The organism is Streptomyces sp. NPDC005925 (assembly GCF_040638805.1).
Taxonomy (GTDB): domain Bacteria; phylum Actinomycetota; class Actinomycetes; order Streptomycetales; family Streptomycetaceae; genus Streptomyces.
In genome coordinates, this window is sequence record NZ_JBEXVL010000017.1 from 24189 (window position 1) to 43989 (window position 19801).

A 19801-nucleotide genomic window follows, 5' to 3' on the forward strand; every position below is an offset into this window, starting at 1 on the left:
AAGCCTGTCAGCCGATACCGGACCGGTACCGCAACGTGCACCGATGTGAAGCAGACGTGATCGGTCTCACTTCCGGTCGTGTTCCGGTTGTTCACTTCCGGTTGTCGAGGACCGCCTCCATCACATTCTTGGCGATCGGCGCCGCGAGGCCGCCACCGGAGATGTCGTCGCGGACGGCGTTGTCGTCCTCGATGACCACGGCCACGGCGACCGGCGAGCTGCCGTCGGCGAGCTTGGCGTAGGAGATGAACCACGCGTACGGGTTCTCACTGTTCTCCACACCGTGCTGGGCGGTACCGGTCTTGCCGCCGACCGTGACACCGGGGATCCGGGCGTTGGCGCCCGTGCCCTTCTCCACCACGGTCTCCATCATCGACTGGAGGATCTGCGCGTTGTCCGCGGACAGCGGCTTGCTCATCTCCTCCGGGTCCGTCTTCTCGATGGTGTCGACGTTCGGGGCCTGGAGCTCGTCCACCATGTACGGCTTCATCAGCGTGCCGTTGTTGGCGACGGCCGACGCGACCATGGCCATCTGCAGCGGGGTGGCGGCCGTGTTGAACTGACCGATCGAGGACAGCGCCGTCTGCGACTTGTTCATGTTGTCGGAGAAGACCGAGGCACTGGAGCGGATCGGCGTGAACTGCTCCTCGGTGAAGCCGAACTTCTTCGCCGTCTCCAGCATCTGGTCGTTGCCGAGGTCGGCGCCGACCTTGCCGAAGACGGTGTTGCAGGAGTACTGCAGGGCGACCCGCAGGGTGGCGTCCTCGCAGGGGATGTCGCCCTCGTTCTCCAGCGGGGTCGTGGTGCCCGGCATGATCCACGGCAGCGGGGTGTCGGTCTTCTCGTCCGGGTCCGTGTACAGGCCGTGCTCCAGGGCCGCGGCGGCGGTCAGCACCTTGAAGGTGGAGCCGGGCGGGTAGACCTCGCGCAGCGCGCGGTTCAGCATCGGGTCGTCGGCGTTGTTCTTCTTCTGCAGGTTCTTCCACGCCTTGGCGTCCGAGGCGCCGTCGCCCGCGATCGTCGACGGGTCGTACGACGGGTACGAGGCCAGCGACAGGATCTTGCCGGTGGACGGCTCCAGGGCCACCACGGCACCCTTGGCACCCTGCCGCTTCAGGCCGTCGTAGGCGGCCTTCTGCGCGGCGGCGCTGAGGGTCGTGACGACGTTGCCGCCCTGCTTCTTCTCGCCGGTCAGCATGTCGAGCGTGTTGCGGAAGAACAGCCGGTCGTCGTTGCCGGTGAGGATGCCGTCCTCGATGGACTCCAGCTGGTTGGCGCCGAAGGCCTGCGAGACGAAGCCGGTGACGGGCGCCCACATGGGCCCGTTCTTGTACGTCCGCTTGTACTTGAAGTCGCCGGACGTGGTGGCGTGCCCGGTGATCGGGTCGCCGCCGACGATGATGTCGCCGCGCGGCGAGGCGTACCGCTCGATGGCGACACGGCGGTTGTGCTCGTCCGTGCGCAGCTCGTCCGCCTTGACGTACTGGAGCCAGTTGTCGCGGATGAGCAGCGTCAGGACGAGAAGGCCGCAGAAGATCGCGATCCGGCGCAGGGGCTTGTTCACGGGCGGACCACCTGGGTCATCTCGGCGTCGGGGTTGGCGGCGGGGGCGGGCGCCGGGCGGCGCGCGGTGTCGCTGATGCGCAGCAGAATGCCGATGAGCGCCCAGTTGGCGATGACGGAGGAACCGCCGTACGCCAGGAACGGCATCGTCATACCGGTCAGCGGGATCAGGCCCATGACGCCGCCGGAGACGACGAACACCTGCAGCGCGAACGCGCCGGACAGGCCGATGGCGAGCAGCTTGCCGAACGGGTCGCGGGCCGCGAGGGCGGTGCGCACGCCGCGCTCCGCGATCAGCGCGTACAGCAGCAGGAGCGCCATGACACCGGCCAGGCCCAGCTCCTCGCCGAACGTGGCGAGGATGAAGTCGGAGTTGGCGGCGAAGCGGATGAGCTCGGAGTGTCCCTGGCCCCAGCCGGTGCCGAGGGTGCCACCGGAGCCGAAGGCCCACAGGGCCTGCATGGCCTGCTCGGAGTGGCCGCCGACGCCCGCGCGGCTGAGCGTGTACTCGCGCATCGGGTCGAGCCAGGCGTCCACGCGCTGCTGGATGTGCGGCTCGAAGCTGGCCACGCCGACCGCGCCGCCCGCGGACATCAGCAGACCGAACACGATCCAGCTGGTCCGCTCGGTGGCGACGTACAGCATGATGACGAACATTCCGAAGAACAGCAGCGACGTACCGAGGTCGGTCTCGAAGATCAGAATGAGGATCGAGATGAACCAGACCACGAGGATCGGCCCCAGGTCGCGGCCGCGCGGCAGGTACAGGCCCATGAACCGGCGGCTGGCCAGCGCGAGCGCGTCCCGCTTCACCATCAGGTAGCCGGCGAAGAACACCGCCAGCACGATCTTCGCGAACTCACCGGGCTGGATGGAAAAGCCCGCGACCGAGATCCAGATCTTCGCGCCGTAGATGTTCTTGCCGAGGCCCGGCACCAGCGGCAGCAGCAGCAGGAACAGCGCGCCGAGCATGGAGATGTAGGTGTAGCGCTGCAGGGCGCGGTGGTCCTTGAGGAAGATCAGCACGACCGCGAACAGCGCGATGCCCATCGCCGTGTAGAACAGCTGGCGGGGGGCGGCCGTGCCGGCCTGCTCGATGTCCTGGAGCAGCTCGGACTGGTCGAGCCGCCAGATGGCGACGAGCCCGAGCCCGTTCAGCAGGGTCGCCAGCGGCAGCAGCAGCGGGTCCGCGTACGGGGCGAACTTCCGTACGACGACATGGCCGACGCCGGCCAGCAGGCCGAGGCCGAGGCCGTAGCCCAGCAGGCCGGCGGGCACCTCTTCGTTGATCGCCAGCCCCACGTTGGCGTAGGCGAAGACCGGGATCACCACCGCGAACACGAGCAGCGCGAGCTCGGTGTTGCGTCGGCTCGGCGCGCCGATCGAGCCGATCGTGGACGTGTGGTGCGTCGGCGAGTTGGTTGAACTGCTCATCGTGTGACAGGGCCTCTCACGGCTTGCCTATTGCTTGCTGCACAGCGAGACGACCTTCTGCTCTTCCTCCGAGAGGCTGGGGCCGGGCGTGGGCTTGGGGGATTTCTTGGCCGGTGACGACGGTGAGGCCGCCGGCGGCGACGGGTCCGGTGTCGCCGTGGCCCTGGACGTGACGGCGGTGTGGCTGGTTCCCAGCGTGCCGCCCGCCTCGCCCTCGCCCGTGCTCGCGTTGTTCTCGCTCTCCGCGGCGCGCCGGTCGGCCTCCTTCTCGCAGGCGGAGGCCTGTACGGCGAGTTCCTCGATCTTCACCCGGGCGTTGCTCAGACTGCCCTCGGTGATGGTCGCCCTGACCGCCTTCTGCTGGTACGGCGGCAGGTACTTGAGTTCGATCTCGGGGTGGTCCTTCTCCACGTCCGACAGCGAGAGCCAGGCGAGGTCCTGGCTGATGCCGCGGTACAGCGCGACGTGCTCGCCGTTGGCGCCGACGTAGTACTGGGTCTGTGTCCAGCGCCAGCCGCCGTACAGGCCGCCGCCGACGACGGCGAGCGCGAGCGCGCCGTAGAGGGACGTCTTCAGCCACCTGCGGTTCTTGCGGGGTTTGACGAAGTCGTCGTCGCCGTAGTCCCCGAAGGTGCCCGCGGCGGCGTAGCCGGTGTCGCCGCTGCCGGGCGGGCCGAACTCGCCGCCGCCGGGCGGGCCGCCCTGGCGGCCGAGGTGCGCGGCGCGGCCGGCCGGGGTCTGCATGATGCCGTTGTCGTTCAGCTGGTGCTGGTTCTCGGCGACGGCGCCGACCACGACGGGGGTGTCGGACAGCTGACCGGCGAGGGTGTCGCCGGTGTCCAGGTCGAGGACGTCGGCGACGATCACGGTGATGTTGTCCGGGCCGCCGCCGCGCAGCGCGAGCTGGATCAGCTCCTGCACGGTCTCCTGCGGGCCCTGGTAGCCGGCGAGGGTTTCCTCGAGCGTCTGGTGCGAGACGACGCCGGACAGGCCGTCGGAGCAGATCAGGTACCGGTCGCCGGCCCGCACCTCGCGGATGGACAGGTCGGGGTCGACGTGGTCGCCGCTGCCCAGCGCGCGCATCAGCAGGGAGCGCTGCGGGTGGGTGGTGGCCTCTTCCTCGGTGATGCGTCCCTCGTCGACGAGGCGCTGCACCCAGGTGTGGTCCTGCGTGATCTGCGTCAGTACGCCGTCGCGCAGCAGGTAGGCGCGCGAGTCGCCGACGTGGACGAGGCCGAGGCGCTGGCCGGTCCACAGCAGGGCGGTCAGGGTGGTCCCCATGCCCTCGAGCTGGGGGTCGTCCTCGACCATGGAGCGCAGTTGGTCGTTGGCGCGCTGTACGGCCGTACCGAGCGAGGTGAGGATGTCGGAGCCGGGGACGTCGTCGTCGAGCGCGACGATGGTGGAGATCGCTTCGGAGGAGGCGACCTCGCCGGCCGCGGCGCCGCCCATGCCGTCGGCGATGGCGAGCAGGCGCGGGCCGGCGTAACCGGAGTCCTCGTTGCCCTCCCGGATCATGCCCTTGTGCGATCCGGCGGCGAAGCGCAGTGACAGGCTCATGCGCACCTCGCCCGTCGGCTCCGGGTACAGCCGGTCTGGTCGAGCCACACTGCCCACCCTCCGGTCGGGAGCGCGCCCGGGCCCGGGGTGCCGGGCGCCGCCGCTTGCTCGCTCCGCTCGCGCTCATTCATGACGTAGCACTACTTCCGCAGCTCGATGACGGTCTTGCCGATGCGGATCGGCGCGCCCAGCGCAATCGGTGTGGGGGTCGTCAGCCGGGTCCGGTCCAGGTACGTGCCGTTGGTGGAGCCCAGGTCCTCGACGATCCACTGGCCGTCGCGGTCCGGGTAGATCCTGGCATGGCGGCTGGAGGCGTAGTCGTCGTCCAGCACGATCGTGCTGTCGTGCGCCCGGCCCAGCGTGATGGTCTGGCCCTGCAGCGCGACGGTGGTGCCGGTGAGGGTGCCTTCGGTCACCACGAGTTTGGTGGGGGCGTTGCGGCGTTGCCGGCCGCCGCCGCCCTGCTGGCCGCGCGGCTGCGCGGGCGTGGCCGGCTGGGGGCGCGCGGCCTCCCGGCGAGCCCCCCGCTGGGTGACACGCGTACCGAACAGATCGCTGCGGATGACCTGCACGGCCACGATCACGAACAGCCACAGAACGGCTAGGAAACCCAGCCGCATGACCGTGAGGGTCAGCTCTGACATTGCCCCCGGATCACCCTTCGGCTTGCCTGTAGATAACGGTGGTACTGCCCACGACGATCCGTGAGCCGTCGCGGAGCGTAGCGCGGGTGGTGTGCTGCCCGTCCACCACGATGCCGTTGGTGGACCCGAGATCCTGGATCGTCGGGGGTGTTCCGGTCCGGATCTCGCAGTGCCGGCGGGAGACGCCGGGGTCGTCGATCCGCACGTCGGCCTCGGTACTGCGGCCCATCACGAGCGTCGCGCGGGAGATCTGGTGGCGGGTGCCGTTGATCTCGATCCAGTGCCGGGTGCGTGCGCCGGGCTGGGTCGCGCCGGGACGCGGTGCGGCGGGCTGCGGGTAGCCGTAGCCGCCGGGACGGCCGGCGCCGGGTGGCGGCGCGGCAGGCATGGGGGGCGCGCCCGTGGGCGGCTGCTGGCCGGGCTGCGGGTAGCCGTAGCCACCGCCCGCGGGGGGCCGGCCGGCGGGCGGCGCGGACGCCGGTGCCTGCTGGCTGCTGGAGGACGCGAGCGTGCGGCTGCGCACCCGGTACAGGCCCGTGTCGAGATCGTCGGCCTTCTCCAGGCTGACCTTGATCGGTCCCATGAACGTGTAGCGCTGCTGCTTGGCGTAGTCGCGCACCATGCCGGCGAGCTCGTCGCCGAGCTGTCCGGAGTACGGGCTGAGCCGCTCGAAGTCGGGCGCGCTCAGCTCCACGATGAAGTCGTTGGGCACGACCGTCCGGTCGCGGTTCCAGATGGTCGCGTTGTTGTCGCACTCGCGCTGGAGCGCTCCCGCGATCTCCACGGGCTGCACCTCGGACTTGAACACCTTGGCGAAGGTGCCGTTGACCAGACCTTCGAGACGCTGCTCGAACTTCTTCAGGACTCCCATGGGGCACCTCCTCCGCCGTTGCCGTCCTGTGTCCTGCTGCCGTGCGTGCCGCCGTCCCGTCCCGTCTCCCGGACCGGCCCGGCCACCCGGCACTGCTCTACCTGGTACTGCTTACTGATCGTATCCACGCGCCCGTGAATCGGCTGGTTCCCCCTGTCCGCCCGGTCGACGGGTGTCGACGCCTGACGACGTTCCCTGCGGGGCTCCTCTCCGAACCCGTGGTGCAGCATGCCTGCGCGTACTCCTGCCCAGGATCGTAGAGGGGGCCGTAGACCAGTGTCCCGCACCCGGCCGTGGTCCCCGACCGGCTCCTGCACAGATGTCCGGGACCGGTACGAGGTTGATACGCGAACCGGCGCCGGTCGCCGCGTGCGGGACGCGTGGTGCCCGCGGGGCGGGGCGGGTGCGTCGGGCCCGCCCGGGGGCGGCGCGGCGGCGGGCCGGTGACCTGCCCGGGGGGCCGTCGGCGCCCCTCTCGCGGGCTGCGTGTCGGCCGTCCTCGCGGGAGAGAAAGGGATGTGAATCCACCCCGTCCAGCGTGCTAATGTTCTGGGTGTCGGAAGGCGCCAGGCCCGAAAGGGCGGACCGGAAGACACACCCAATGCGCGGGTGGCGGAATAGGCAGACGCGCTGGATTCAGGTTCCAGTGCCCGCAAGGGCGTGGGGGTTCAACTCCCCCCTCGCGCACCAGTAGCACCGACGAAACGGGCTCATCGTAATCACGATGAGCCCGTTTCGTTGTGGTCGTTGATCGTCGTCGCCCGTACTCGGTGTGTTCGGTTTCACACGCCGGGCCGGGGTGTTCCGGCTCGGTGGCGTGGCCCGCGAGGGTCCGGGTGCCCGGGTGCTCGGCCCGGGCGGGGCCGGGCAGGTGCCCTCCCCGGGGCACCCGGCCGCGGCCAGGACGCTTGCGGCTATGCGTCCGTCCCGAAATAGCGGTCACCGAAGTCGCCGATGCCGGGGAGCATGTAGGCGTTCTCGTTGAGCCGCTCCTCGATGGAGGAGGTCACGATCCTCACCCGGGGGTACCTCTCGCACACGGCGCTGACGCCCTCCGCCACGGTGATGAAGTTGACGAAGATGATGTTCTGTTCGGCGACGCCGCGCTCCAGGAGCACCTCGATGGCCGCCAGCGCGGTTCCCCCGGTCGCCAGCATGGGGTCGAGCAGCAGGACATGGCGCTCGTCGATGTCGCGGGGGAGCTTGGTGTAGTACAGCTTCGGCAGCTTGGTGGTCGTGTCCCGCTGGATGAGGATCTTCCCGATCGGGATTCCGGGACACACCGCGCGCAGTTCGCTCTCCATGCTTTCCCCGGCGCGTACGACGGGCACGCCGCACAGCTTCGCGGCGAGGCGCAGGCCGTGGTACTCGCTGCCCACGGGGGTACGGACGTCGTGCGGTTCGTAGGGGAGCAGGTTCAGGCCCGCCTCGATCAACAGGCGGATGATGCGGCCGGAGTGGAACACGAAGTCCTCACGGCGTGCGTTCCGGTCGCGAATCACCGTGTGCAAGGCGCGCAGCTGGTCGGTCTGGGGCAGCAGGTGGAGGTTCGTTCCCAGGTATTTGCCGATGGACGGCGCGGTGAGAGCGGTCATAGGGGTCTCCTGCACGGGTATCAGGGGCTGACGCTGCCCGGCGGACGGGGCGGCACGGCGGCTACTCGACCGGCGGCTGCTCGAAGGTGGCGGGGAGTTCCGGCGTCGCGGTGAACTGGCCCGCGGCGACGCGGTACAGGGACATGCCGCCGCTCCTGCGCCACATGTCGCGCATGACGTACACCAGCTTGGGGTTGTGCTCCTCTTCCTCCTCCACGGCCCGCGCGACGAGCCAGTCCCACTCCCGGGCCCACCGCGGGTCGTCCACGTCGTCCAGCGCGGTGTCGAAGAGGGAGCTCAGCGCTCTCAGCTTCCCCGGCTTGGGGAAGTGCCCGCGGGAGAACAGCACGCCCAGGATGCCCGTCCAGTAGCACCGGACCACGTCGTGGCGCTGGTCGGCCGGAAGCGCGTCCGCGATGTGCCGCATCGCGTGCAGGGAGGTGATCAGGTGCAGCAGCAGGAAGTCTCCGGGCTCCGCCAGGTACAGCAGGGTGACCAGGACGGTGAGTTCGTCCCAGCTGGTGGCGGGGTCCTGGTCCGTGACCCAGGCGGGCGTCTCGTGGATCAGCGGATGGCCCTCGCCGAGCATCCGGGCGATGCGGTACTGCAGTCCCGAACGGCGGAGTTCGGGGTGGATGTCGGCGATTGGCGCGGCCGTGGTGTCGTCGACCAGCTTCTCCACCCAGGTGCCGAGTTCCTGCCGGTTCTCCTCCCAGACGCCGGCGATGCGCAGCAGGGAGTCCCAGGGCTTCTCCCCGGTGCGGCCGGTGGCCGGGCGGGTGCGTTCGGGGTGGCAGGAGACGTGGGCGAAGGTGAGGTAGGCGAGGCCCTCGACGGCCATCCAGCGGTTGCCGGCGTCCAGGGCCCAGCCCAGGTGGATGGTGGCGTGCTGCAGCGCTCCGGCCCAGCCGGGCAGCAGGTGGGGCAGATAGCGCCGGAGCACCTCCGGCAGGCCGAGTTCCCGCTCGCGGCGGTCGAAGAAGTCGCAGTACGCGGCGAAGTCGGTGCGCCTGCCGAGGAGGTGGAGCCAGTTGTCGTCGGTGACGGTGCGCTGTGCCTGCCGGGCCGGCTCCACGGCGCAGCCGTACGGCGTGAGGGTCACGTAGTTGTCGTGGTACTCGCTGATGCGTCCGGGATCCACCCCGAGGCCGGCCAGAGCCACCACGGCGTGCTTGACGTGGTTGGTGAGGTGGCCGTTGAACTCGATGTGGTGGGTGCGGTCGTCCAGCAGGCGCTCGACCACATCTGAGTGGATCGGTCCGGTGCCCGCCGGTGCGGTGTGCGCTGCGGTGGTGTCGGCCATGCGTGGCCTGCCCTTCTCGTCCGGGGTCCTGTGCTGGAGGCGGGGATGCCGGGGCGCGGGCGCCCCGGCCGGGTCAGCCCTGCGGCAGCATTTTGAGGATGTACGCGACGACCTCTTCGAAGCTGTCGGCGATGTGCGACGGCTCGGCCGTGGCGAGTTCGGACCGCGTGTGCACTCCGTAGGTGACCGCGACCGAGCGGATGCCGGCCGCCCGGGCCATGAGCAGGTCGTGGGTCGTGTCGCCGACCATCACCGCGTGCTCCGGCTCGGCACCGCTCTGTGCGAGGACGGCGTGTCCCGACTCGGGGTGCGGCTTGGGGTGGGTGACGTCGTCGGCGCCCACGAGGACCGCGAAGCGGTCGCGCAGTCCCGCGGCGCTCAGCAGGGCGTCGGCGCTGGCGTGGAACTTGCTGGTGGCCACGGCCGTCTCGATGCCCCGGCGGCGCAGTTCACCGAGTCCTTCGGGGACTCCGGGGAAAATCAGCGAGCGGGCCCTGGGCAGGATGACGGTGCGAAAGGCCTCCTGGTAGCGGGCCACGCCCTCGGGGACACGGGCGTCGTCCCGGGGGACGCCCAGCAGTCTGCCGAAGGCCTCCTCCAGTGGCAGTCCGATGGTGGCGCGCACGTCCGCCGGGTCTCGGGGCTCGACGCCCATCGCGTCGAACGCGGCGGCGAACGTCTCCACGATCGCCCGCGGCGAGTCCACCAGTGTCCCGTCGAGGTCGAATATCGCCACGCGTGTCATCTCTGCCCCTTCTCGGCTGCTGTGCGTACGGACGTCCCGGTGATCCGTCATCGGTTCTCCTGACGCCGGTACTCGGCGTGGGCGGCGGCGAGCCGGGCGCCGACCTCCGCGGTGTGGACGACGACGGCCATGTTGGCCCGGGCCGACTTGCCCTCGGTGGCCCGGTCCACGGCGCGCATGACGTACTTCGTCACGGCGCCGCCCCGGACGCCGTCGCGCTCGGCGTCGGCGAGGGCCCGGACGATGGCCGCCTCGACCTCCTCGCCGTCGATGGCGTCCTCCTCCCGGGTGGGGCTGGTGAGGAGAACGGCACCGTCGTTGCCCAGCTGCCAGTGGGTCTCCACGGCGCGGGCGATCAGCGCGGCGTCGTCCAGCCGGTGCGGAGCGCGCAGTCCGCTGGAGCGGCAGTAGAAGGCGGGGAAGTCGTCGAACCCGTAGGAGATGACGGGGACGCAGTACGTCTCCAGGAACTCCATGGTCAGGCCGAGGTCGAGGATCTTCTTCGCGCCGGCGCAGACCACCGCCACCTTCGACCGGGTGAACTGGATCAGGTCGGAGGAGATGTCCATGCTGGTCTCGGCCCCGCGGTGGACTCCTCCGATGCCGGCGGAGGCGAAGAAGGCGATCCCGGCCAGTTCCGCGGCGACCAGGGAGGAGGCGACGGTGGTGGCGCCCATGCCCCCGGAGGCGAGGACGACCGGCAGGTCCCGGCTGCTCACCTTGGGGATGCCGGGTGTGGCGGCGAAGCGCTCGATGTCCTCGTCGGTCATGCCGACCAGGATCCGGCCGTCGTCGATGCCGAGCGTGGCCGGCACCGCGCCGCCGGCCCGGACGGCCTGTTCGACCTTGCGGGCGGTGGCCGCGTTGTCGGGGTACGGCAGGCCGTGGGTGATGACGTTGGATTCCAGGGCCACCACGGGGTCGCCGGCGGTGAGCGCGGCTGCCACCTCGTCGGTGAACACCAGCGGCACGGGGCTGCGGGCGCCTAACTGTGCGGTCATGTCGGGTCCTTCCGGGCCGGAGGGCGGTCGGTGGGCGCTTTGCCGGGTCGGCCTTTGCGCTCGGAACGGTTTCGGGGAGGCGGGCGTTCGCTCCGTACCTCCCGCTCACGGGTGACGGGCAGCGGGACGTGCCGGAGGCGGGCGTGGGGCACCGGCGGCCGTCGGCACACGGACCGCGGGTGGGCGGGCCGTACGGCACCGCGTCGGAGTGCCGGGGAAAGGGATTCTCTCCGCCCGTCACGACCCTGCTTCCGCGGACCGGGGGCTGAACGTCTGCCCCGGTCTGGCGTCACCACGGGTGGGGGTCTTCTGGGTACTTTTCCGCCGCCTATTTCGCCGCCATCGTGCCGCACCTCGGCAACCTGCTCACGGGCAGAGCCCGGTGATGACTTCCAGCATGCGGAGCTCTTCTTGCGGGGGTGGCCGGACCTCGCCTACGGTCACCTCGCGTCACGCCTGCTTGCTTGGGCAAGAAGCCCAGGTCACAGCTGCTTCGGCTGGGGAATGTCTCGTTTGCGCTCATGTGTTTCCCTGTGTCTCCTGACAGGAATACGGCGCTTTTCCTCGGGGGCGTCAGCCTCGGGTCGACCGGAGAAAGGTGCGGGACGCGGAGTCGATCGAAAAGAAGGTGAAAACGGGGGCCAATCGGTGTGCTGAAGATCTGCTGCCCATATCTCCGGACGTAGGGTGAACCGATGACGGATAAAGGTTTCTCGGCCTCTTTTTGCGGTTCTATCGACCAGATGAAACCGTAAGGGAGGCGGGTTGTCCGGTCAACAAGATCCGCGAAACTGTTTGCTCGTGCCGTGACCGTCCGTCAGCCGATCTGGCGGGCGCGTCCGGCCAGCAGGCCGGCTCCGATTTGCGCCAGCATCAGCAGCATGGTGAAGAGCAACGGCACCCGCCAGCCGCCGGAGTGCTGGTAGAGGGCGCCGACGAGGATGGGCCCGGGGATCGACAGCAGGTAGCCGAAGCTCTGCACGAAGCCGGACAGCCGGACGACGGTGCCGCTGTCCCGGCCGCGCATGCCGATCATCGTCAGGGCCAGGGGGAAGGAACAGTTGGCGACGCCGAGCAGCACGGCCCACAGCCAGGGGGCGCCGGCGGGAGCCGCCCAGAGTCCGGCGTAGCCGGCCAGGCCGCACACGCCGAGGGTGGCGGCGATCCCGCTCTGGTGGGACAGCCGCCCGGCCACGGCGGCCAGGGCGAAGGACAGGGGCACGCCGAGCAGCGAGGTCACGGAGAACAGCAGCCCGGCGGTCCCGGCGGACAGCCCGGCGTCCCGGAAGATCTGCGCCAGCCAGCCGATGATGATGTACGCGGAGCCGGCCTGGAGGCCGAAATAGGCGGTGAGCGCCCAGGCCGTGGGGTCGCGGCTGATGCGGTGGTCCGCCGGGGCCTCTGGCCGCGGGGCCCCCTGTTCCGGCGCTTGCCGTTCCGGTGCCTCTTGTGCCGGTGCCTTCTGTTCCGGGGCTTCCTGTTCCGGTGTGGCCGCCTCGGGGTCGGCGGGCCGGTCGCGGCGGCCGGAGAGGGCGATCCAGGGGGGCACGGCCAGCGCGGCCAGGACCGCCCAGGCCCCGAGGCCGAACCGCCAGTCGCCCCCGAACGCCTCGGTCAGCGGCACGGTGACGGCGGCGGCCGAGGACGCGCCGGCGTTCAGCGCCATGGAGTACAGCCCGGTCATCGCGCCGACCCGGTCCGGGAAGCGCTGCTTGACCACGGCCGGCAGCAGCACGTTGGCGATGGCGATGCCGGCCAGGGCGAGGGTGCTGAGCACGATGAACAGGAGGCTGCCGGCGGCGAGCGGACGCAGGGCGAGCCCGAGTGTCAGCACCACGCCGCCGAGCGCCACGGCACCGGCCGTGCCGTAGCGACGGGCCAGCCGGGGCGCCGACGAGCCGATCACGGCGAAGCAGATGGCCGGGACGGAGGTCAGCAGCCCGGCGGCGGTGCCGCTCATGTCCAGGGAGGCGCGGACCTCCTCGAGCACCGGTCCCAGGCTGGTGACCGCCGGGCGCAGGTTCAGCGCGGCCAGGACGAGAGCCACCACCGCCAGTCGTCGCAGCCCCTTCGAGGAGCCGGCAGGTGGGTCCTGGCCGTCGTGCGCACCGCGCCGGCCTGTCAGCTCATCGCTCGCCATGGGCCAATCGTAGACTCATGGGATGACTCTACGTCCAGTCATCCCACTAGAATTGTGGGATGGCATTGGACCCTGTCCGTCGTGAGGTGCTCTCCGACCAGGTGATCGCCCGGCTGCGCGGGCAGATCACGTCCGGGGCGTGGCCGGTGGGGGCGCGCATCCCCGCGGAGTCGGAGCTCGTCGAGCAGCTCGGTGTGGCGCGCAACACGGTACGGGAGGCGGTCCGGGCCCTCGCGCACACCGGCCTGCTCGAGATCCGGCACGGCTCGGGGACGTATGTCCGGGCGACCAGTGAGCTGGCCGGGGTGATGCGCGGCCGGTTCGCCGGGACCGCCACCGAGGACGTGACCGAGGTGCGCGGCGCGTTGGAGGCCAGGGCGGCGCGGCTCGCGGCCGTCCGGCGCAACCCCCAGGACCTGCGGCGGCTCGACGCCGCGCTGGCGCAGCGCGAGAAGGCGTGGTCGTCCGGCGACCGGATCGCCTTCGTCAACGCGGACGCCGCCTTCCACCTGGCGATGGTGGCCGCGTCCCACAATGTGGTGCTGGTCGAACTGCACGCGGATCTGGGCGAGATGATCCGGGAGTCGCTGCTCGACCACTTCGGTGACGCGTTGCGTCCCGATCAGTACCAGGACCACGCCCGGCTCGTGGAGGCGATCCGGGCCGGCGACAGCGAGCAGGCCGCGTTCGAGGCCGGCTCCTATACTGCGGGGTGTCTTCCCCGGCCGGAGCCCGGCGCCTGCGCGTGACATCCCCCCGCCCGCCGGGCCGGCGCGGCCGGGTGCGGCAGGGGGCGCGTACCGCCGGGACGCGGGCGGCTGCCGTCCGGGCACGCCACGCCTCGCGGTCGCCGTCGCCGGCGTGCGAACCGGCGGGCGCGAGGGCCGCCTCATGTGCCGTCGTCGGCGGTCGCCCGGCCGGCCGACGCCCTGGTGAGCAGCGTCGCCAGCCCCGTGCCCAGGCGGCCGAGCTCCGCTTCGTACGTCCGGAACACGGCGTTCTCGCGGGTGAGTTCGACACGGGGCACGCGGCCGTCCCTTCGCAGCCCGTCCAGTTCGGCCATGGCTGCCGCACGGCGACGCACGAGGGCTATGACGGCGGCGTCGATCTCCGCGATGCGGGCGTGGATGGCGTCGGACTCGGAGGCGAGGACGGGCTGTTGCGGCGAGGACATCGGAGTACTCCCTTTCTTCGCGAGGCTCCAGGGTCAGAACGACAACGGGGTGCGCAGGCCCTCCAGCCATGCCTGCCACACGGGGGCCCGCTCGGGCTCTTTGGCCCGCAGTGAGCTTTCCGTCCAGGCGGTGACGGGGCGCAGCCCGTGCAGGGCGTTGGTCACCCAGACCTCCCGCCCGGCCAGCGCGGACAGACGGCGGCGGCAGGGCCGTACCTCGATGCCCGTCCGCTCGGCGTGCTCGGTCAGCAGCGCGGCGGTGACGCCGGGGAGGGCGGGCAGTTCGGGGGCCGGACGGCACAGCACGTCCCCCTCCCACCACAGGAGGGAGGAGCCGGCGCCTTCGAGCACCACCCCGTCCGCGGTGACCAGGAGCGCCTCGTCGGCGTCGGCTGCCGCGGCCTTGCGGCGGACGCCGGCCAGCGTGTCGAGGTCCGGTCCCTTGTGCCGGGGCATCCGTCGCGGGTCGGGGACGGTCCAGCCCCAGAGCCGGACGGAGCTGCCGAGCGCCGGGGCCGGACGCAGCCGGTACAGCAGCCGGTGGCCGCCGGGGTGGACCGTGTCCGCGGGGGCGTCCGGGTCCGCGGCCCGCAGTTCGACGCGCGGGAACCAGGAACCGGGCTCCCGGGGGAGCAGATCGACCACGGCGGCCCAGAAGAGGTCCAGGAGCGGGCCGGGGACTCCCGCCGCCTCGGCACAGGTGGTGGTGAAGCGGTGCCGGTGCCGCTCCAGGGCACGCACGGTGCCGTCGGCGACCAGCCAGGAGTCGGCGGCGAGCAGTGGTGTGCCGGAGGCCGCGTCCCGGTCGCCGAGTTCGCGCAGGTCGCCGGAGTGGGCGAGGGCGAAGAGCCGTTCGCCGTGGCCCGGCGCGTGCACCGCGCTCAACGGGACACGGGGGTCGCGGTGACATCGGCCGGGACGGCGCCGGGGTCCGGTTCCCGGCCGGGGAACCCGGTCTCGAGGAGTCGGAGCAGGGGAGCCGACTTGGTGATCGTCTCCTCGTATTCGGCGTCGGGGTCGGAGAGCGCGACGATGGCGCCCCCCACGCCGTACCGGACTCCTCGTGGGGTCACGACGGTGGTGCGGATGACGATGCTGAGGTCGGCGGCACCGGTCAGCGAGAAGTAGCCGATCGCTCCGGAGTAGACGCCCCGCGGGCCCTCCTCCAGTTCGTCGATGATCTGCATGGTGCGGATCTTCGGGGCGCCGGTCATCGAGCCGCCGGGGAAGGCCGCGCGCACGCAGTCCGCGGCGCTCGCGCCGGGCCGCAGCCGGGCCCTTACGGTGCTGACGAGCTGGTGGACCGTGGCGTAGCTCTCCACGTCGAAGAGCCTGGGCACGTGGACCGAGCCGACCTCCGCGCACCGGCCGAGGTCGTTGCGGACGAGATCGACGATCATGAGGTTCTCGGAACGGTCCTTCTCGTTGTTCCGCAGGTCCGTCCGCTGCGCCTCGTCCTCCTCCGGGGTGGCGCCCCGCGGCCGGGTGCCCTTGATCGGTTTCGATTCGGCCAGCCTGTCGGCGCCGATGCGCAGGAACCGCTCCGGCGAGGTGCTGAGCACGGACAGGTCCTCGAAGAGGAGGAGCGCGGCGAACGGCGCGGGGCTGGTGCGGCGGAGGAAGCGGTATCCCTCCCAGGCGTCCACCTTGGCCTCGCTCTCCATCATGTTGGTGAGACAGACCTCGTACGTCTCGCCCGCGGCGATGTCCTCCTGGCTGCGCCGGATGCGGTCGAGGTAGGCGGACCGGTCGTGCCGCAGCCGCAGGTCGGCGAGGCCGGAGGGCTGCGCGGCGACGTCGGTGTCCGCGGCCTGTCCGGCGAGGGCGCGCAACTGCTCGGCGGTGGTGCGCAGCCAGCCGCGGGCCGATGCGGCGACGGCGTCCGCGGCCGGGTCGTCCGCCGCGTCCGCGGGGGCGAGGGCCAGCAGGTGCGTGGTGCCGGTCAGGTGGTCGAAGACGAGGGCGCGGGCGGCGAAGACCATGGTGGCGTCGGGTTCTTCGGAGCGGTGGACGCCGGGGCCGGCTCCGCACTGCGCCTTGAGTTCGTACCCGAGGTATCCGACCCAGCCGAGCGCGAAGTCGCAGGGCAGCGGGGGTACCTCGACGTGCGTCGACTTCAGGTCCTCGTCGATCCATTCGAGGAAGGGCCGCCGGTCGACCCGCGTGCTGCGGACACCGTCCTCCTCGGACATGACGGTGACCGTGCCGGCCGTCACGTCGGCCGTGGCGACGCGGGCCAGGTCGCCGGAGGCGTCGCCCATGACGGAGAACCGCCCCAGGTCGCCGTCGGTGCGGCTGCTGTCCAGCCAGAAGGGATGGTTTCCGCCGCGCAGCAGTGCGTCGAAAACGATTTCGGGATCCCACTCGGTGGGGAGCTGCTCGGTGAGGACACGCAGCCGTCGGCGCGGTGCGGGCTGGGGGGCCCGGACGGCGTCGGCGGGCTCGGCGGGCCCGGCCGACGGCGCGGGGCGGTCCTTGTCCTGCCACCACCGTGCCGTGAGGTCGCGGAAGTTCCCCATCAGCCGCAGCCCGTGTTCGCTGGATATGGATTCGGGGTGGAACTGCACCCCCCACAGCGGGCGTTCCCGGTGGCGCAGGCCCATCAGAATGCCGTCAGCCGTCCATGCCGTCGCCTCGAGGACGTCGTCGGGCAGGTCGGTCACCGTGAGGGAGTGGTAGCGCACGACGTCGAAGGGTGAGGGAATCCCCGCGAAGAGATCCGTCCCGGAGTGCTCGACCGCCGACACGCGTCCGTGGCGGGGTTCGGGCGCGCGGCGCACGGTCGCGCCACTCAGCAGGGCGATGCCCTGGTGGCCGAGGCACACGCCGAGGACCGGGAGCCGTGCGGAGCGGACGATGTCGCGGCAGATACCGAAGTCCTCCGGGCGCTCCGGGGTCCCGGGTCCGGGAGACAGGACAACATTGTCAAAGCCTTCCAGATGGCCGATTCCCCACCCTGGCTCATCATTGCGGATGACCACAGGATCCTGCCCATTCGCCTCTGCCAGGAGATGGAAGAGATTGAAGGTAAAGGAATCGTAATTGTCCACCAGGAGAGTGCGCATACTCACCTCACGAGGTCATGGGAGGACGTATTCGAGCCAAGTGTCGAAGTCCGGCCATGCCAAGGCGGCACGTCTTGGCGCGCACCAGGAATAAACGGGTGGGGCCGAATGAAGGGCGGAAATCAGACGATGTCGGCCCGTCCGGATGTCGGCGCCCTTCGGACGGGCGCTCGCGACGGGGCGGCGTGCGGCACGCGACGGATCAACAGCCGCTGTTCCTGGACGCCTTGTGGCATCCGTCCGCTCGTGGGCACACGAATGTCAGCCCGCTTCGCATGATCGACACGTCCCCCCGCTTCCTCGCAACCGGAGACGGGCGTCAACCCGGTCTCCGTTCGACATTGGGAGACCGTACAGGGCTTGGCGGTCCTGTCAATCGGTTTCCGGGTCGTGTTTCCTGCAATGGATCGGAGCAGGCCGGAAAGGAATTAATCATTCCGCTCCAGCGTCGGCCGAGGTCCACCCGGTGGGAATTAATCATTCCGCATAGCCGCCGTGGCGTTGTCCCTCCAAACCTTGACATCAACGGCGTGATCTTTCCTATGATGCAGTGATGCTGAGTCAGCCAGTTGGGCTGAATTAGGTCGTACAACGGGGGGATGTTCGTTCGTGATCAGCGATTCCGCAGGCCCCGAGCCGGACATAACCGAACCACAACCGCATGACGGCAGCTGGGTCGACGAACTGCTCCTGCACACCGTCGCCGACGACACCGCTCCCGCGGTGCACATCGGTGAGCGGCTGGATCGGGCCGCATTCCGCCGCGAGGTCGGCGCCCACCAGGCCCGGCTGGCGGAAGCAGGGCTGCGCCGCGGCGGGTCCGTCGCTCTGCAGCTCCCGCCGTCGCTCGCCCTGCTCACCGGCATGCTCGCCGCCTGGCGGACGGGAGCCCAGGTGGTCCTGCTCGACCACCGCCTGACCGGCCGTGAGACCGACCAGGCGCTGCGCCGGGTCGGCCCGCAGTTCGTCGTGCGCCCGGCCGGTCCGGTACGGCGCGGCAGTCTGCGCGGCTTCCACGCCGTCGACGCCACCGTCGAGCCGTACGCCGACGGACGCCCGGCCGCCACCGATCACGCGCTCGTCCAGCTCAGTTCCGGCTCGACCGGCCCCTCCAAGGTGATCGGGCGCACGGCCGGGGAACTCGTCGCGGAGGTCCACCGCTACACCCGGATCGAGGGCATGCCCCGGCCCGGCGACCGTGTCGTGGTCCTCAACTCCCTGATCCACGCCATGGGGCTGATGGCGGGACTGCTGCACAGCCTGCACGCGGGCATCGAGATCGTGCTGCCGCAGCGGATGACCGCCGACGGCATCCTCGCCGCCGTGGCCGAACGGACCGCGCCCACCGTGATCATGGGCGTGCCCTTCCACGCCGAACTGCTGGGCTCCGTCTCCTCGCCTCCCGCTCTGCCGCATCTCGTGCGGGCCGTCTCCGCCGGCGAACTGGTCCGCCCCCGGGCCGCCGACGCCTTCGCCGCACGGTACGGAGTGCCGCTCGGCGAGGTGTACGGCATGACGGAGATGGGCGTCATCGCGACCGACCTGTCCGGATCCCACCGCCCCGCCACGGGGTGGCCGGCGCCGGGCATCGACGTGAAGGTCGTGGACGGGGAACTCCTCGTGCGGCGGCCCACCAATCCGTACCTCGGGCTCACCGACCCGGCACGCTGGTCGGACGGCTGGCTGCGCACCCGGGACGCCGCGGAACTCGACCCGGAGACCGGCCTGCTCACCATCCTCGGCCGACTGGACTCCCAGGTGTCGGTCGGTGGCCTGAAAGTGGACCTCACCGAGGTCGAGTGGGCCCTGTCCGAACTGGCCGGGGTACGGGAGGCCGTGGTCGTCCACGACGGGGCCATCCAGGCCTACGCCGTGCTCGACGAGGGCGTCACCACCGGCGCCGTGGAGGGGCTGCTGGCCGAGCACGTCGCCGGATTCAAGCTGCCGCGCCGTATCCACGCGCTGCCCGACCTGCCCCGTACCACCACCGGCAAACCGGTGCGTGATCCGGCCGCTCTGCGGGCCATGGCCCTGGAGCAGGTATGAGGGGGGCGGCGCCGGGCGCCGGCTCAGCCCTCCACACGGCGTACGGACACGGCGGCGCCGTCGGTTCCCCGGCCGCCCGCCACGCACAGGACGTAGCCGTCGGGGGCCCCGGGTGCGGCGCTGGTGAGCTCCGCACCGGGGACGACCTCCCGCAGCGACACCGGACGCCCCGCACGCTGCCGGGCCACACCGCCGGCGGGCAGGGGAACCGGCAGGAGGCGGCCGCCGCGGGCCAGCCCGGTCCCGCGCACCTTTCCCAGCGCCTCCTTGTGCGTCCACACCCACAGCAGGGCGCGCGACCGCAGGGCGGCGTCATGGGCCTCGATCCAGCGGGCCTCCTCGTCGCCGAACCAGCGGCGGGCCAGAGGCACCGCCGGAAGGTCGCGCACCGCCTCCACGTCCACCCCCACGGCACCGTCCGTGCCCACCGCGACCGCCGTCAGCCCGCGCGTGTGGCTGACGCTCACACCCACGGACGGCGCCGACCGGTGATCGGGCCCCCCGGGACGTAGCAGCACATACGGCCGTCCGTCCCGCTCCCGTGCCACGACCAGGTCGTCGGCACCCACCCCCAGCACGGTGGCTGCGGCCCGCCGCAGCACGGCACGCGCGTGCTGCCGCTGGTCCCCGACCGGCACCGTGAGCCACACCTCGACCCGA

The 19801-nt window shown here is 71.1% G+C and carries 16 protein-coding genes and 1 tRNA gene; 3 read left to right on the forward strand and 14 right to left on the reverse strand.

The features are described from left to right. Positions 1–91: 91 nt before the first annotated feature. The 5 genes from ABZ354_RS19845 to ABZ354_RS19865 form a co-directional block, all read right to left on the reverse strand. The gene (locus ABZ354_RS19845) at positions 92–1564 is read right to left on the reverse strand and encodes a penicillin-binding protein 2 (protein ID WP_358658415.1); all 1473 of its coding nucleotides are present in this window, start codon (positions 1562–1564) and stop codon (positions 92–94) included. Next, entirely contained in the window at positions 1561–2997 is a 1437-nt protein-coding gene (locus tag ABZ354_RS19850) for an FtsW/RodA/SpoVE family cell cycle protein (protein WP_358658417.1), read from the reverse strand. Before ABZ354_RS19850 ends, ABZ354_RS19845 begins: the two co-directional genes overlap by 4 nt. Positions 2998–3024: 27 nt before the next feature. Then, a complete protein-coding gene (locus ABZ354_RS19855) occupies positions 3025–4557 on the reverse strand; it encodes a Stp1/IreP family PP2C-type Ser/Thr phosphatase (RefSeq protein WP_358658564.1) in 1533 nt (510 codons plus the stop codon). A gap of 140 nt (positions 4558–4697) precedes the next feature. Next, complete coding sequence (locus ABZ354_RS19860) at positions 4698–5201, reverse strand: FHA domain-containing protein (RefSeq protein WP_358658419.1); 504 nt, start codon at positions 5199–5201, stop codon at positions 4698–4700. A gap of 10 nt (positions 5202–5211) precedes the next feature. Beyond that, entirely contained in the window at positions 5212–6072 is an 861-nt protein-coding gene (locus ABZ354_RS19865) for a DUF3662 and FHA domain-containing protein (protein ID WP_358658421.1), read from the reverse strand. A 603-nt stretch (positions 6073–6675) separates the two neighbouring features. Between ABZ354_RS19865 and ABZ354_RS19870 the strand changes: the two genes are divergently transcribed. Beyond that, a tRNA-Leu gene (locus ABZ354_RS19870) sits at positions 6676–6762 on the forward strand. 224 nt (positions 6763–6986) lie between these two features. Here ABZ354_RS19870 and upp read toward each other — a convergent pair. The 5 genes from upp to ABZ354_RS19895 form a co-directional block, all read right to left on the reverse strand. Then, a complete protein-coding gene (gene upp / locus ABZ354_RS19875; RefSeq protein WP_358658423.1) occupies positions 6987–7667 on the reverse strand; it encodes a uracil phosphoribosyltransferase in 681 nt (226 codons plus the stop codon). 61 nt (positions 7668–7728) lie between these two features. Then, positions 7729–8970, reverse strand: coding sequence for a questin oxidase family protein (locus ABZ354_RS19880; RefSeq protein WP_358658425.1), 1242 nt, complete (start codon positions 8968–8970; stop codon positions 7729–7731). 73 nt (positions 8971–9043) lie between these two features. Beyond that, a complete protein-coding gene (locus ABZ354_RS19885) occupies positions 9044–9715 on the reverse strand; it encodes an HAD family hydrolase (protein WP_358658427.1) in 672 nt (223 codons plus the stop codon). 47 nt (positions 9716–9762) lie between these two features. Continuing rightward, entirely contained in the window at positions 9763–10716 is a 954-nt protein-coding gene (locus ABZ354_RS19890; RefSeq protein WP_358658429.1) for a pseudouridine-5'-phosphate glycosidase, read from the reverse strand. Between the two features lie 817 nt (positions 10717–11533). Next, positions 11534–12856: an MFS transporter gene (locus ABZ354_RS19895; protein WP_358658431.1), complete on the reverse strand. Its 1323-nt coding sequence runs from the start codon at positions 12854–12856 to the stop codon at positions 11534–11536. A gap of 59 nt (positions 12857–12915) precedes the next feature. Here ABZ354_RS19895 and ABZ354_RS19900 point away from each other — a divergent pair, with 59 nt between their 5' ends. Beyond that, entirely contained in the window at positions 12916–13605 is a 690-nt protein-coding gene (locus ABZ354_RS19900; RefSeq protein ID WP_358658433.1) for a FadR/GntR family transcriptional regulator, read from the forward strand. Positions 13606–13745: 140 nt separating this feature from the next. On the opposite strand, the gene ABZ354_RS19905 is transcribed toward ABZ354_RS19900, so the two are convergent. The 3 genes from ABZ354_RS19905 to pabB are packed head-to-tail and all read right to left on the reverse strand — an operon-like array spanning position 13746 to position 17095. Continuing rightward, the gene (locus ABZ354_RS19905; RefSeq protein ID WP_358658435.1) at positions 13746–14030 is read right to left on the reverse strand and encodes a hypothetical protein; all 285 of its coding nucleotides are present in this window, start codon (positions 14028–14030) and stop codon (positions 13746–13748) included. Positions 14031–14063: 33 nt separating this feature from the next. Continuing rightward, a complete protein-coding gene (locus ABZ354_RS19910; RefSeq protein ID WP_358658566.1) occupies positions 14064–14906 on the reverse strand; it encodes an aminotransferase class IV in 843 nt (280 codons plus the stop codon). A 5-nt stretch (positions 14907–14911) separates the two neighbouring features. Then, positions 14912–17095 (reverse strand): aminodeoxychorismate synthase component I, encoded by a 2184-nt coding sequence (gene pabB / locus ABZ354_RS19915; protein ID WP_358658568.1) that lies wholly within the window; start codon positions 17093–17095, stop codon positions 14912–14914. A gap of 609 nt (positions 17096–17704) precedes the next feature. On the opposite strand from pabB, the gene ABZ354_RS19920 reads away from it, so the two are divergent. Then, positions 17705–19141: an AMP-binding protein gene (locus tag ABZ354_RS19920; RefSeq protein ID WP_358658436.1), complete on the forward strand. Its 1437-nt coding sequence runs from the start codon at positions 17705–17707 to the stop codon at positions 19139–19141. 23 nt (positions 19142–19164) lie between these two features. Here the strand turns inward: ABZ354_RS19920 and ABZ354_RS19925 are convergent, their stop codons facing one another. After that, positions 19165–19779 (reverse strand): 4'-phosphopantetheinyl transferase superfamily protein, encoded by a 615-nt coding sequence (locus ABZ354_RS19925; protein WP_358658438.1) that lies wholly within the window; start codon positions 19777–19779, stop codon positions 19165–19167. Between the last annotated feature and the right edge of the window lie 22 nt (positions 19780–19801).